Annotated in this window: 7 protein-coding genes, 2 tRNA genes and 3 rRNA genes; 1 reads left to right on the top strand and 11 read right to left on the bottom strand. The window is 43.6% G+C overall.

From position 1 onward, the window contains the following. Positions 1-235: 235 nt before the first annotated feature. The 7 genes from rrf to QTN47_RS24205 all read right to left on the bottom strand — a co-directional run bounded on the left by rrf (position 236) and on the right by QTN47_RS24205 (position 8,742). Positions 236-347: ribosomal RNA gene (rrf, locus tag QTN47_RS24235) — 5S ribosomal RNA — on the bottom strand. A gap of 100 nt (positions 348-447) precedes the next feature. Continuing rightward, positions 448-3,258 (bottom strand): 23S ribosomal RNA (locus tag QTN47_RS24230). Between the two features lie 227 nt (positions 3,259-3,485). Beyond that, positions 3,486-3,562 (bottom strand) — tRNA-Ala (locus QTN47_RS24225). 65 nt (positions 3,563-3,627) lie between these two features. Beyond that, positions 3,628-3,701, bottom strand: a tRNA-Ile gene (locus tag QTN47_RS24220). A gap of 164 nt (positions 3,702-3,865) precedes the next feature. Next, positions 3,866-5,394 (bottom strand): 16S ribosomal RNA (locus QTN47_RS24215). The 16S, 23S and 5S rRNA genes sit together here with 2 tRNA genes alongside, the layout of an rRNA operon. A gap of 1,003 nt (positions 5,395-6,397) precedes the next feature. Further along, a complete protein-coding gene (gene truA, locus QTN47_RS24210) occupies positions 6,398-7,135 on the bottom strand; it encodes a tRNA pseudouridine(38-40) synthase TruA (RefSeq protein ID WP_369332025.1) in 738 nt (245 codons plus the stop codon). A 68-nt stretch (positions 7,136-7,203) separates the two neighbouring features. Continuing rightward, positions 7,204-8,742: a proline and serine-rich protein 1 family protein gene (locus QTN47_RS24205; RefSeq protein WP_369332024.1), complete on the bottom strand. Its 1,539-nt coding sequence runs from the start codon at positions 8,740-8,742 to the stop codon at positions 7,204-7,206. Between the two features lie 149 nt (positions 8,743-8,891). Here QTN47_RS24205 and QTN47_RS24200 point away from each other — a divergent pair, with 149 nt between their 5' ends. Next, positions 8,892-11,372, top strand: coding sequence for a M1 family metallopeptidase (locus tag QTN47_RS24200; RefSeq protein WP_369332023.1), 2,481 nt, complete (start codon positions 8,892-8,894; stop codon positions 11,370-11,372). A 216-nt stretch (positions 11,373-11,588) separates the two neighbouring features. Here the strand turns inward: QTN47_RS24200 and QTN47_RS24195 are convergent, their stop codons facing one another. The 4 genes from QTN47_RS24195 to QTN47_RS24180 form a co-directional block, all read right to left on the bottom strand. Then, positions 11,589-12,350 (bottom strand): TPM domain-containing protein, encoded by a 762-nt coding sequence (locus QTN47_RS24195; RefSeq protein WP_369332022.1) that lies wholly within the window; start codon positions 12,348-12,350, stop codon positions 11,589-11,591. Positions 12,351-12,434: 84 nt separating this feature from the next. Continuing rightward, positions 12,435-12,893 (bottom strand): TPM domain-containing protein, encoded by a 459-nt coding sequence (locus QTN47_RS24190; RefSeq protein WP_369332021.1) that lies wholly within the window; start codon positions 12,891-12,893, stop codon positions 12,435-12,437. Between the two features lie 4 nt (positions 12,894-12,897). Further along, a complete protein-coding gene (locus QTN47_RS24185) occupies positions 12,898-13,491 on the bottom strand; it encodes a LemA family protein (protein WP_369332020.1) in 594 nt (197 codons plus the stop codon). A 239-nt stretch (positions 13,492-13,730) separates the two neighbouring features. Beyond that, the gene (locus QTN47_RS24180) at positions 13,731-14,786 is read right to left on the bottom strand and encodes a DUF6807 domain-containing protein (RefSeq protein ID WP_369332019.1); all 1,056 of its coding nucleotides are present in this window, start codon (positions 14,784-14,786) and stop codon (positions 13,731-13,733) included. Positions 14,787-14,900: the final 114 nt, after the last annotated feature.

The following is a 14,900-nucleotide window of genomic DNA, read 5'->3' as shown; positions in this document are numbered from 1 at the left end:
CTCTTTTTTTTCCCTGCCTGCCTCGCTTTTAAAGAACTTTTTTCTACCGCCTTATCCCTCTCTACTATACCTCTTTTTCATTTGCGGGGTGCAAAGATAAGGGGCTTATAGTTACCGGCCAAGTTAGCGGTGGATTTTTATTCTTTTTTTTAAAGATCTTTTTGAGGTGATAGTCTCTACTATTAGGACTGGCTCTCAATAAAAAAGCCCCACTAGAAGTGAGGCTTTTAAAAGAATATGGCAACTACCTACTCTCCCGCATGATAGTGCAGTACCATCGGCCATGAGGGGCTTAACTACTCTGTTCGGAATGGGAAGAGGTGAACACCCTCGGTAAAATCACCATAAGAAGGTTGTAAATACGTTGCATGCAACGTATTTACGTAAATAAGGTCATATTGGGATTGCTTGTCACAAGAGGGTTTCTCTGCGCATTGCAAGAGAAAAAAATTAAAGCTTACGGGTAATTAGTACTACTCGGCTTTGATGTTACCATCTGTATACCTGTAGCCTATCAACGTCATCGTCTCTGACGACCCTTAAAAGTAAACTCATCTTGAGGAAGGTTTCACGCTTAGATGCTTTCAGCGTTTATCCTGTCCGTACATAGCTACTCTGCATTGCAGTTGGCACCACAACAGATACACCAGCGGTACGTGCGACCCGGTCCTCTCGTACTAAGGTCACGTCCTCTCAATTTACTAGCGCCCACCACAGATAGGGACCGAACTGTCTTGCGACGTTCTGAACCCAGTTCACGTGCCACTTTAATCGGCGAACAGCCGAACCCTTGGGACCTTCTCCAGCCCCAGGATGTGACGAACCGACATCGAGGTGCCAAACCTTACCGTCGATATGAGCTCTTGGGTAAGATCAGCCTGTTATCCCCGGAGTACCTTTTATCCTTTGAGCGATGGCCCTTCCATGCAGAACCACCGGATCACTTTAGCCAGCTTTCGCTCCTGCTCGACTTGTCTGTCTCACAGTCAAGCACCCTTATACTAATGCGCTCTGCGTACGATTACCAACCGTACTGAGGGTACCTTTGCGAGCCTCCGTTACTTTTTAGGAGGCGACCACCCCAGTCAAACTACCCACCATGCAATGTCTCCCGTTAGGGATTAGGTTCTAAGTAACAAAAGGTTGGTATTTCAACGTTGACTCCACAATGCCTGGCGACACTGCTTCATAGTCTCCCAACTATCCTACACATTTGTTACTCAAAATCAATGCAAAGTTGTAGTGAAGGTTCACGGGGTCTTTCCGTCCCGTGGCGGGTAACCGGCATCTTCACCGATACTACAATTTCACCGGGCTCGTGGAGGAGACAGTGTTCAACTCATTAGACCATTCGTGCAGGTCGGAACTTACCCGACAAGGAATTTCGCTACCTTAGGACCGTTATAGTTACGGCCGCCGTTTACCGGGGCTTCAGTCAGAAGCTTTGGATTGCTCCGAACATCCTTCCTTAACCTTCCGGCACCGGGCAGGTATCAGGCTCTATACGTCATCTTTCGATTTTGCAGGGCCCTGTGTTTTTGTTAAACAGTTGGTTGAACCATTTTACTGAGACCATATCGCTATGGTACGCTTTATCCCGAAGTTACAGCGTCAATTTGCCTAGTTCCTTCTCCACGGCTCACCCGAGCGCCTTAGAATACTCATCCCGTCTACCTGTGTCGGTTTGCGGTACTGGCTGCCATACTCGCTTTTCTCGGGACAACTTTTATGATTTCGCCTCCTCCGAAGATTCAGCTCAGCGCACTATTCCGTCAGTACGCAATCACCACGGTCATCCGTCACTTTTAATGTATAGCAGGTGAAGGAATATTAACCTTCTTTCCATCAGATGCCCCTTTCGGGTTTTCCTAAGGACCAGACTAACCCTGATCCGATTAACGTTGATCAGGAACCCTTAGACTTTCGGCGATGGAGTTTTTCACTCCATTTATCGTTACTTATGCCTACATTTTCTTTTGAAAACGCTCCAGCAATGGTCGCCCATCACCTTCAATGCAGTTTTCAATGCTCCCCTACCACTCGCGCACTTAAGCTTGAGTTTAGAACTTCGGTTCATAGTTTGATGCCCGATTATTTTCCGTGCAGGACCTCTCGACCAGTGAGCTGTTACGCACTCTTTAAATGAATTGCTGCTTCCAAGCAAACATCCTGGCTGTTATTGAAGTCCCACCTCGTTTGATCAACTTAACTATGTATTAGGGACCTTAGTTGCTAATCTGGGTTATTTCCCTCTCGGCCACGGACCTTAGCGCCCGCAGCCTCACTCCCGTAGATATTTAGCAGCATTCGGAGTTTGTCAGGGTTTGGTAGGCGGTGAAGCCCCCTAGCCCAATCAGTAGCTCTACCTCTGCTAAACTTCAATATACGAGGCTGTTCCTAAAAACATTTCGGGGAGAACGAGCTATCTCTCAGTTTGATTGGCCTTTCACCCCTATCCACAGGTCATCCCAAGACTTTTCAACGTCAACGGGTTCGGTCCTCCATTCTGTGTTACCAGAACTTCAACCTGCCCATGGATAGATCACAAAGTTTCGCGTCTGCCCCCACTGACTTAGCGCCCTATTTGGACTCGCTTTCGCTTCGGCTCCGTTACAAAAGAACTTAACCTTGCCAGTGAGGAGCAACTCGTAGGCTCATTATGCAAAAGGCACGCCGTCATACCACGCATTGCTGCGGGTACTCCGACCGCTTGTAGGCGCACGGTTTCAGGTACTATTTCACTCCCCTGTTCGGGGTGCTTTTCACCTTTCCCTTACGGTACTGGTTCACTATCGGTGTCTGAGGAGTATTTAGCCTTACCAGATGGTGCTGGCAGTTTCATGCAAGATTCCTCCGGTCCCGCATTACTCAGGATACTGCGCGTCCCTGTTAATTTCTGTTTACGGGGCTTTCACCCTCTATGGCTCAACTTTCCAGCTGATTCTACTTGATAACAGTTTCTAAATGCAGTCCTACAACCCTCTTGGAGCACGCTCCAAAAGTTTGGGCTCTTCCCTTTTCGCTCGCCACTACTAAGGGAATCATTGTTATTTTCTTTTCCTCTCCCTACTTAGATGTTTCAGTTCAGGAGGTTGGCTCTCTTTCGAGTATACCGACTTCATCGGTATGGGTTGTCCCATTCGGAGATCTACGGATATAATGCTTGTGTGCAGCTCCCCGTAGCTTTTCGCAGCTTACCACGTCCTTCTTCGCCTCTCAGACCCAAGGCATCCACCATGCGCCCTTATTCGCTTTAAAAAATTTAAATGTTTTGCGATATTTCTATCGACAATCTCTTGTGAGATCGCTTTCCCAATATGTCAAAGAACTTGTGTCATAAGCTTAAAGCATAAAGCTCAAAGCCTAAAACGTTGCTGATGTTAAGGTTATGAACCTTCAGACCTGATGTCTACATCTTAATTACTGTAAAGAACTTTTCTTGTTTGCCTGGCTTTAAGCTTTACGCTTTTAGCTTTCGGCTTTTTTGGTGGAGGATATCGGAGTCGAACCGATGACCCTCTGCGTGCAAGGCAGATGCTCTAGCCAGCTGAGCTAACCCCCCATTTGTTGCTATTGGCTTTGGGCCTAATGCTTGGGGCTTTAAGCTTTCTGCTTTGAGCTTTGGTGTAGACCCGACCAGAGTTGAACTGGTGACCTCTACATTATCAGTGTAGCGCTCTAACCAACTGAGCTACGGGTCTGTTTGTTTTTGACGCCTTTATGCTTTGCTCTTGTGGCTGCACCCTGGCACTACAGATCGCCGTACAACATTTGGCTATCAACTACTTTGGTTTTATTTTAAGAATGATCCTTCAATAAATTGAAGGAAGAAGAAGCAACAATTAAAAAGATAGCGTGTCTCTAAAAAGGAGGTATTCCAGCCGCACCTTCCGGTACGGCTACCTTGTTACGACTTAGCCCCAATTACCAGTTTTACCCTAGGCAGTTCCTTTCGGTTACCGACTTCAGGCCCCCCCGGCTTTCATGGCTTGACGGGCGGTGTGTGCAAGGTCCGGGAACGTATTCACCGTATCATTGCTGATATACGATTACTAGCGATTCCAGCTTCACGCAGTCGAGTTGCAGACTGCGATCTGAACTGAGAGCGCTTTTTTGGGATTAGCTCCTTGTCGCCAAGTGGCAGCCCTTTGTAGCGCCCATTGTAGCACGTGTGTAGCCCTGGGCATAAAGGCCATGATGACTTGACATCATCCCCTCCTTCCTCGCGTCTTACGACGGCAGTTTCATTAGAGTTCCCAGCTTTACCTGATGGCAACTAATGATAGGGGTTGCGCTCGTTGCGGGACTTAACCCAACACCTCACGGCACGAGCTGACGACAGCCATGCAGCACCTTACATTCTGTATATTGCTATAAAACCAGCTTTCACCGGCGGTCAAAATGCATTCTAGCCCAGGTAAGGTTCCTCGCGTATCATCGAATTAAACCACATGCTCCACCGCTTGTGCGGACCCCCGCCAATTCCTTTGAGTTTCAACCTTGCGGTCGTACTTCCCAGGTGGGATACTTAATGCTTTCGCTCAGACACACACTGTGTATCGCGTATGTCGAGTATCCATCGTTTACGGTGTGGACTACCAGGGTATCTAATCCTGTTTGATCCCCACACTTTCGTGCCTCAGCGTCAATATTTCCGTAGCATGCTGCCTTCGCAATAGGTGTTCTATGTCATCTCTAAGCATTTCACCGCTACATGACATATTCCGCATACCTCCAGAACATTCAAGATATATAGTATCAATGGCAGTTCCCGAGTTAAGCTCGGGGATTTCACCACTGACTTACATACCCGCCTACGCACCCTTTAAACCCAGTGAATCCGGATAACGCTTGCACCCTCCGTATTACCGCGGCTGCTGGCACGGAGTTAGCCGGTGCTTATTCATCTGGTACCGTCAGTTGATCTAGAAAGACCCTTTTTCGTCCCAGATAAAAGAAGTTTACAATCCAGAGGACCTTCATCCTCCACGCGGCATGGCTGGTTCAGACTTGCGTCCATTGACCAATATTCCTTACTGCTGCCTCCCGTAGGAGTCGGGCCCGTGTCTCAGTGCCCGTGTGACTGGTCATGCTCTCACACCAGTTACTGATCGAAGGCTTGGTGGGCCGTTACCCCGCCAACTACCTAATCAGCCGCACGCCCATCTTTAAGTGACGTATCTTTAATAATCAAATGATGCCATTCAATTATTCTATGGGGTATTAATCCAAATTTCTCTGGGCTATCCCCCGCTTAAAGGAAGGTTGCGTACGTGTTCCGCACCCGTTTGCCGGTCGCCACCCTTATATTGCTATAATGTGCTGCCCCTCGACTTGCATGTATTAAGCCTGCCGCTAGCGTTCATCCTGAGCCAGGATCAAACTCTCCATTGTAAAAAAGTTTGATATCCTTGACTATATTTTTCTCTCGAAAATTAACGTCGGATATAATTTAATTGTTTAATCGCTTACCTTACCATAAATATTACTATTTACGTACTGTTGCTTCCATTCTTTCAAAGAACTTGTATTCTTACTTTGAGTCTTACGACCCGCCGCAGAACGTTGCAGATGACCGAGGATTTGAACCTCTTTAGACCCTTTTTATCGTCTCATCTTAATGTCTTAGAACTTCTTTTTTTCTTCTCCCTATCTCCCTGGCTTTCTTTCGATTACCTCGTTTTGATTGGGGTTGCAAAGGTAGCAGTTTTTACATTCTCACCAAATCTTTTTTCTACTTTTTTTCTCTTTTTTTTCCCTGCCTGCCTCGCTTTTAAAGAACTTTTTTCTACCGCCTTATCCCTCTCTACTATACCTCTTTTTCATTTGCGGGGTGCAAAGATAGGAGCAGAATGATTGTTTCCAAATCTTTTTTGAAATAATAATTTCTTAATGATGGGAAACACAATGTGGGCAAGGATTTCAGAATTAAAAAAATATTAAGGCAGACAATAAAAATAACCTTTTCAGACGAAAAAATGAAATTTTCGGGCTGAAAGCCAGCTTAAAAAATGCAGTCATTGGGGCGGGGAAGTCGTTTCGACACACTTATTCCGTTCCAAAATGTTTTTCCCGACGATTTTAGATGCCCCAGCCACGATGAATAGCATTACCGAAAGTACAAGTGAGTGACACAACAGCGGCTAAATAGTAGTAATGCAGCCCGGACAAGACGAGGTGTATGTACGATGTACGATTTTGGATGCCCGCCCGTACCGAACGGCACGTTCGGGCGGGTACGATGTGGAGGAAGTACAAAATGAGTTTACAAAGAAGCGGAAGTATTAAGACAAGGTGTATGTACGATGTACGATTTTAGATGCCCGCCCGTACCGAACGGCACATTCGGGCGGGTACGATGTGGAGGAAGTACAAAATGAGTTTACAAAGAATTGGATTATAGCTGATCGGACGGATAGGATACTTCTACAAGGAAGAGACCATGGGGTGGTGTTGAAAAATCGGCTTTCGTGCAATCTTTGGCTTCGATTATTGTTTCCAAATCAGAAATTGACCACGCTCCTCTTCCTACTTTTAGCATTGTGCCCACCAGTCCACGAACCATTCCCCTTAGGAAACGGTTGGCTTTTACATTATAGACAAGACAACCATTTTCATACATCCACTGTGAGCGCATGATAGCGCACTGAAAGGTTTTAACCTGGGTATTGCGTTTGGAGAAAGAAGTAAAATCAGTATATCCCTGAATAACGGCTGCAGCTTTATGCAGTTTTTCTATATCGAGCTTAAACGGAAAATAGTAAGCACGATCGTCAAGAAAGGGAGACTTGGACTGATAAACGAAGTATTTATACTCCCGGGCAACCGCATTAAAACGGCAATGCGCTTCGGGACCAACCGGCTTTATACTTTTTGCTACAATATCCGGAGGAAGCACTGCATTTAAATTGTAGAGCATTTTGTCGGCCAGCTCCAGATCCGTGTCAAAATGGAAGAAATTCTGCAACGCATGAACACCTGCATCTGTACGTGATGAACCGGTAAGTTCAAATTTGGACCGATTGACTATTTCGAGCGCACGGGCTACTTCTGATTGGATGGTATGCGCATTGTCCTGCACCTGGAATCCATTGTACCTGGTGCCTTTGTAAGAAACTTCAAGGAAATAACGCATAATAAATTCAAAAGTAAAAAGTCAAAAATAAAAAAATGGCATCATTAACGATGCCATTCATTTTAATATTAAAAGCGAAGAATCGCCTTGAAACGTTTTTTGTAGTAACTATCGAACAGTTGGTTTTCTAACACGGGGTATTTGCCAAAATCGTAGGTATATAAATATGCCTCGTCAAAAAAGTTATACCGGCCCTCATCGCTAAGGAACAATCCGCCCAGCTCTTTTACCTGATCTGTTGTAAGGCACTTGCCTGACATTAATTTCTTAACTGCCTGTAACATGCCTTTGTCCCCATTGGCAGATATCATTTTTTTCTTCCACTTGATAAGGTCTTCGTCGGTTGCCATTTTGGTACATTGGTTGTTCACCATTGCTGAAGGCGCTTTGGGTTCATCTGCAACGGGAGATGGTGATGCACCCGAAACTGAATCCGTTTTCTTTTCAGAAGGTTTTTCAGCGGTTACAGCAACTGCCGCAGCAGCTGCGCCGGATGGCTGTGCTGATTTATCAAAAAAAGGATTATTTATACCTTTTGCTCCACTGTCGGCTTTATTTTCAGCAACGGACGTGTCGTTATTTGCAGAAGCGAGAGGTTTTTCGTTTGGATTGTACACTTTGGTTTCTTCTGCAGTTCTCTTTTCTTCTGTTGGCTTCGCAACAGCTAAAACGGTTGTATCTGTAGAATCCTGAGCTAATTCGGCCGGAATAAACAATCTTATTGTGTCGCTTGATTTACTGTTGAAATCCAGAAAGACCAGGTCTACCCCTTTCTCATCACTCAGTTCGGATAATTTAATTACCCCTTTAGTTCCAGCGGCATCATACGTTTCGTTGATCGCTGCCGTTGTATTTACCGGTGCGTCGGGTGGTGCGATAGCTGCAACTGAAGAATCGGGAGGTGGTACTGCTGCAGCAACTGTTTCTGGTTGTTGGGTTTCCTTCTTGTCTTCCGGTTGTTTTTTAGTTGTCTCAGCATGTTTTGTCGCTGGTGTTTTTTGCTTAGTTCCTTTTGGCGGTGCCTTAGTTTTCGGCGCAGCCGCGGCTACTACAGCTTCAGTTGCAACAATTGAACCGGCCAGGTCAGGATCGTTCATTGCATCTGAAAGCATGTCACCAAAAGCATTCTTTTTGGGTGCGGTCTTTGTTTCCACTTTTTTATCAGTCGGGGCTGAAGTCGTCTCGGGAATGGTTTGTCCGGCCGGCTCAACACTTGTAGTGGCTGGCGGGGCCGTGGTTGCCGCTTCCCTGGGAACCCCCATGATTACATCCATCGTCTGAAAATTGAATAGTCCCCAGCCGTTGTCGAATTTCTTTAAGGCATAACCGGCATCTTTTTTATCAACCTTGATCACAAAGTCCTGCTCGGGAGCCTGGTTATCCGGAAACCCTAACTGCACTTTATATTCATCCGGAGCAAGCTTCGGAACTATCAGATAGCCTATTGGTGATGAATTCAATTTCTTTTGATTCATGACAAGGTAGAAGGGTTGCTTGTTATCAGCCTGTATATATATAAAATAATTCTTCTGCGTAAAACCTTTTAAAGTAAGAACCAGAAAGAATACGGACAATGCTAAACCTTTTAATAAGACTTTCAACTTCATTATACAATTCCGTTTTTGACAAAGCTAAATGAAAATTTAAATACACTGTTTCTATTTAGAAGCTATAACCGGGCCATTTTAACCTTTCACATAATAATTTGTGTTTATTCGATTGAGGTCTTTTACTTTACACCAAATTAAACCCGCGAATGCAGAAGATTTATTTTTTTTCTCTGGCCTTTTTGCTGATCGTTTTAACCGTATCCGCCCAGCGTGATGGTGATAACTCCTGGAAAACCATTTACCGGGCTACCCCTACTAAAATAAATGATTTGGTGCATACAAAGCTTGACGTTCGTTTTGATTATGACAAAAGCTATTTGTACGGCAAAGCATGGATTACGTTGCATCCACATTTTTATGACACAGATTCTCTGACACTTGATGCAAAGGGAATGGAGATTGATGAAGTGGCGCTAATTGCAGAGGATAAAAAACAATCGCTCCAGTACCGCTATGATAGTCTGAAACTCAGGATAAAACTTGACAGGACTTATCATAAGGATGAAAAATATACAATCTATATCAGTTATATATCCAAACCCAATGAAATGAAAAGCCACGGCAGCATGGCGATAACTGATGACAAAGGGCTATATTTTATTAATCCAAAAGGAACCGATAAAGAAAAGCCGGTGCAAATATGGACGCAGGGCGAAACGGAAGCAACCAGTGTGTGGTGTCCCATAATTGATAAACCCAATCAAAAAACGACAGAAGAAATATATATGACCGTTCCGGATAAATATGTCACACTGTCCAATGGCTTGCTGATAAGCCAGAAAAAGAATTCAGACGGAACGAGAACCGATTATTGGAAAATGGACCTGCCTCACTCACCTTATCTGTTCTTTATGGGTGTTGGCGATTATGCGATAGTGAAGGATTCGTACAAAGGCAAAGAAGTTAGCTACTACGTAGAAAAGGATTACGAAAGTGTAGCACGTAAAATATTTGGCAACACACCCGAGATGATCGACTTCTTTTCAAAGAAACTGAATTATGAATATCCCTGGCAAAAATACGCGCAGATAACCGGCCGCAACTATGTAAGCGGAGCGATGGAAAATACAACAGCAACATTGCATACGGATGCCTTACAGCAGAATGCAAGACAACTTACAGATGGTAACAGGTTTGAAGATTATGTTTCACATGAATTATTCCATCAATGGTTTGGAGATCTTGTAACTGCTGAAAGCTGGAGCAACCTTACGGTGAACGAAAGCTTTGCCGACTACAGTGAATATCTGTGGAGGGAATACAAATATGGAAAGGATGATGCAGATAAAGCCAATTACCAGGCGCTGCAGAGTTATCTTTTTTCAGACAGCCAGGAAAAGGATCTTGTAAGATTTCATTACCGTGATAAGGAAGACATGTTTGACAATGTGAGCTATCAGAAAGGTGGCCGCATTCTACACATGCTCCGGAACTACCTTGGCGATGATGCTTTTTTTGCGGGATTGAATTTATATCTCAAAACACATCAGTTCGGAAATGCCGAAGCACAGGATCTGCGTCTTGCATTGGAACAGATTAGCGGCAAGGACCTTAACTGGTTCTTTAATCAATGGTATTATGGCAGTGGCAATCCATATTTGGATATCAGTTATAAATATGATGCAGAAAAACAAACTGCGCAGGCCATTATTAAGCAAACCCAGAGCAACAATAAATTATTTTCTTTTCCGGTTGCAATTGATGTTTATTCGGGCGGACCAAAAAGCCGTTATACGGTTTGGATAAAGAGCAAAGCAGATACTTTTAATTTCAGCAGCGCCACAAAACCTGACCTGATTAATGTTGACGCTGATAAAATACTGGTCGCGTTTAAGGACGATCACAAAACGCTTGACGAATATATTTATGGTTACAAATATGCAGCTACTTATGTTGACCGGAGAGAAGCCGTAGAATATTGCCTACAGCATTTTGATAATCCCAAAGCCAGCGAACTGATATTCGCTGCGCTGGATGACAAATATTCGGATATAAGAAATATCGCATTGAAGGGACTTGTTGCTTCGAAAATAAGCGAAGTGTTTCTCCAAAAGGTAGATTCACTTGCTACCAATGATGAGTATCGCCCCAACAGGGCTGCGGCAATTGACGTATTAGGTGCACTAAGAAACAAGCAATATGAACCTTTCTTTTTAAAAAATGTTCACGACTCTTCTTATTCAGTAGCGGGGGCCTCGCTTAAAGCGTTATCAATGCTGAATATTCAGAAAGCTGTTTCCCTTCTACCTGAATTAATGAAGGACATGAAAGATAACCTGGCAGATGCTGTTGAAAATGTTAGCGTGCTTACAAAAACAGATAAGGATTTTGATGAACAGCTTTCAAGATTTAACACCTCCAATTTTATTGATAAGATGACCAATTGCGTTCTCTTTGTTACTTACCTGGCCAATGTTGAGGACACCGGTCTGTTTAAAAAAGGCATTGACGAAGTTGCCAGCTTTAAAAAAGTAGCAGCACCATATGCAAGCAATTTCGAAGAGGATTTAAAGAATGCTGTTTCATATGTTCAAACCAAAAAAGAACACGAAATGGTTTCGGCTTCAAATGCTTCGGATATTAAAAAGCAATTGAAGTATATGAAGGACAAACTTAAATTTAATTGAAAGTTGAAAATTGAAAATTGACAATGTGCGGATGGGCAAATGTGCGAATTTGCAAATGTGGCTGTACAAATGGAAAATGTACGAACGGGCCAATGTAAACTGAGGGAGGAAGGGAAAAATTTTCAATAATAAAAAAGAGCATCGCGACTTATCGGGATGCTCTTTTTTTATCGGCCTGTCGAGCCTTTTTACTTTTGAATTTTGACTTTTGACTTTCTACCATCCGCCGCTGGCGCCGCCGCCGCCGCTGCTTCCGCCACCAAATCCACCGAAGCCGCCGCCTCCACCACCGCCACCCCAGCCGCCGCCGCCGAAGCCTCCGCCACCAATCCATATCGGAGGAATAAAACCTCTGTAACCGCGCCTGCTCATCATTCCGCCTCCACGTCCACCACCGCGACTACCTCCAACAAAGAAAAGAATGATGATTATAATAACGATTATGCCAATTATTGAACCACCACCACGCTCAGGTTTCTTTTGTCTTTGTACTTTGTATTCTCCAGCTGCCGCTTTGCTCAGGGAGGAAATTGCTTCAACAAAACCGCGGTAATAATTCTGCTGCCGGAAATTGGGAGCCAAATCACTTTCTATAATATTCTTTGTAACTACATCCGGTATCGCGCCCTCCAAACCATACCCCACTTCTATGCGCATTCTTCTGTCCTGAACCGCTACCAGGATTAATATACCATTGTTGGTTTTCTTGTTACCAATCCCCCATTCCCTGAAAAGCTTTACCGCATAATCTTCTATGGGCACATCACCTAACGTTGGAATAGTGACAATCGCTATCTGATTTGAGGTACTATCGTCGAGCGCAACCAGTTGTCGCTCCAATATATCTTTTTGTTCGGGGGACAATACGTTGGCTTCATCATTCACCAGCCTTGGGGGAACAGGCTTCTTCAACACCTGCTGTGAAAAAACCATTCCGGCAGTGACCAACAATATAAGTATGAGCAATATTTTTTTCATCCGCTAAAAGCCTGTTTACAAAATCATAGAATCAGTGAAATGTCATGAACAAGGTCAGCCGGCTTAACTTAATAATAAAGTAGATTACCGACCGAACACAATGTCGTCTGGCAGTTCATTCTTATCCTTATTAACATCTACAGGAAAATGAGTTGCGAGAACAGCTCCGGTATCGCCAATGACTTTAGCTAACCCATCCGCATAATTCTCTTTGTTGAAGTGGGATAACATGGTTCGCACCTCGTCATTCCAGAATTCCTTTCCGGCTTTCTGGTAGATGCCTTCATCTGCAAACATTGCGAGTTGTTTATCCCGCAATGCAACATATATAAGCACTCCATTACGGAGCTCCGTTTGTTCCATTTTAAGGCCGTAGAAAATCTCTGAGGCTCTGTCGAGTGGATTTACAAAGCGACAGCGACTTTCTACAAATACACGGACCTCGCCGCTGGTAATGCGTTCTGCCTGCCTGATTGCTTCAACTATTTTTTCATTTTCTTCAGGCGAGAAGAACTTTTCCGGTTTGCGTTTGAATAAAGACATGCGACTACTTAATATTGAATTGAATATCAGGAGCCTTTTCAGAACCGGGATCAGCCTTGTAATATGGCTTTTCAGAAAAACGGAAGAACCCGGCGAAAATATTGTTAGGGAAAGTCTTTACTTTGAGATTGTACGTGTTTACAGTTGAATTGTAATCTCTGCGTGCAATATTGATCCTGTTTTCAGTACCTTCAATCTGTGCCTGAAAATCTCTGAACGACTGTGTTGTTTTTAAATCGGGATAAGCTTCTGCCACTGCCATCAGTCTGCCGAATGCCCCTTGTAACTGCCCCTGTGCCTGCTGATATTTTTCCAAAGACTGAGGATCATCAATATTTACGGTTACGCTGGTTGCTCTTGCGCGGGCATCAAGCACTTCCTTCAATGTTGATTTTTCAAAGTTGGCAGAACCTTCAATCGTTTTGATAACGCTGTTATACAAATCAGTTCTTCTTTGATAGTTTGTTTCAACGTTACTCCAGGAAGTCTTCACATCCTGATCTCCTTTTACCAAACCGTTGTAACTGCTACAGCCGCAGCCACCCAATATTACAACCAATGCTATAATTACGACTAATGCAAGATTTTTTGTTTTCATGTAGATAATTTTTAACGTTAAGGACCAAGATGGCTTAATCGATGTTGTGTCAGGAATGAGAAGGGAATTGAACCGTCATTCAAATCCGGATTAAACAACACAGATAATTACAATAACCATCTCTCATTTGTTTAAGCTGTATGCGAAAAAAGAACTTATGAAGATTGCATACATGCCTAACAAGTTGATTTACATTTCGAAATTAATCATTTTGCAAAACAAAAAAGAATTTGTGCTCATTATTTGTATGCTGACTGAAACTGATCAGATAATTTTTTCATTTCCTTACCACTTAATCTTTCTTTTCCTGCGTTTATCACAACCCTGTAACGGAAGGTAACGGACTGGCCTTTGTTAAGAGAATAGTTCAGTTGCTCTTTACCATTGCTAAATACCTTCTGTCCTAAAGGATTGGCTGCGAAAAGTCCGTATCCGCGGGCGTGCCAGTAAGTTGGATAGCCAACATTACCCGGATGATCAATAATCGCTATACTAATTGTATCTGCACCCTTTTTACCATACAGCATGCACCAGGGAGACCGGGTACCCCATGCACTATCGCCATGCTTATTATTTGCTGTAAGGTAATTTCCTGTAACAAGATCGTCTGAGGGTTTTACTTTTGTTATGTTGCCCTTGTTATCAATAAATTCTTTGTTGTCTTTAGATGGCAATTCCAGCTCGTGTGTTACTCTTAAGCCAAGCATTCCGTCCTTCACATCCGGAAAAGAAACATCGCGCGTAGCAGTGAGCGTTGTGATCCTGTCGATGATCCTTATACTTCCTTCTGCAGAAAAATAGAAGCTTGTTTTTTCCTGGAGAAGTTCTTCCTTCTGTTGGTTCTGCCATGAAGCGGCATATGTTAATACGCCTGTTTTTCCATCTTTGGTTTCGATGATCTTATTGGTTTTTATCCAACCATATTTATTCTTCTTGTCGGCCGGGATCGCAAAAGAATTATTCCAAAAATCCAATCCATTCACATTTTCATAATTCAACCATAAGCCAATATGATGTGGATGATCAACCGGATCATGTTCACGTGGTGCAACGGGGAAGCCGCGTGTGATCAATTCTCCGTCCGAAGCATAGATTGGATAAAGCACCGGCTTCTCCATTGAATCAGGATATATAAATTCCGTAAACTTCTGGCCGTTGGCCAATATTTCGACTTTATTCTGTTGCGGATCTTTCTTTACTGTTATGATGTCTTTTTCCTTACCCGGAAATGCAAAGGCTTTAAAGCAAAATACGAAGGCGCCTGCGAAAATTGCGTTTCTGATTATCAGTTTCATCCTGGTTGTTTTTTAATATGGCATATAAGCGATCGACTCAACACCATCCCTAATAAGTGGTTATGAAAGTTTAAGATAATAAAATAATCTGATAACAGGAGATTGTATAGATCA

It is taken from the genome of Danxiaibacter flavus, from assembly GCF_041060425.1.
Classification (GTDB): Bacteria; Bacteroidota; Bacteroidia; order Chitinophagales; family Chitinophagaceae; genus Danxiaibacter; species Danxiaibacter flavus.
Note: the sequence above shows the minus strand (reverse complement) of the source record. Positions and strands in the feature narration are given on the sequence as shown.

What these genes read in the sequence shown, in the direction of transcription:
- QTN47_RS24200 (WP_369332023.1), top strand. Translation starts at nt 8,892, where the DNA reads ATGCAGAAGATTTATTTTTTTTCTCTGGCCTTTTTGCTGATCGTTTTA.
- QTN47_RS24195 (WP_369332022.1), bottom strand. Translation starts at nt 12,350, where the DNA reads ATGAAAAAAATATTGCTCATACTTATATTGTTGGTCACTGCCGGAATG.
- QTN47_RS24180 (WP_369332019.1), bottom strand. Translation starts at nt 14,786, where the DNA reads ATGAAACTGATAATCAGAAACGCAATTTTCGCAGGCGCCTTCGTATTT.
- QTN47_RS24190 (WP_369332021.1), bottom strand. Translation starts at nt 12,893, where the DNA reads ATGTCTTTATTCAAACGCAAACCGGAAAAGTTCTTCTCGCCTGAAGAA.
- QTN47_RS24205 (WP_369332024.1), bottom strand. Translation starts at nt 8,742, where the DNA reads ATGAAGTTGAAAGTCTTATTAAAAGGTTTAGCATTGTCCGTATTCTTT.
- truA (WP_369332025.1), bottom strand. Translation starts at nt 7,135, where the DNA reads ATGCGTTATTTCCTTGAAGTTTCTTACAAAGGCACCAGGTACAATGGA.
- QTN47_RS24185 (WP_369332020.1), bottom strand. Translation starts at nt 13,491, where the DNA reads ATGAAAACAAAAAATCTTGCATTAGTCGTAATTATAGCATTGGTTGTA.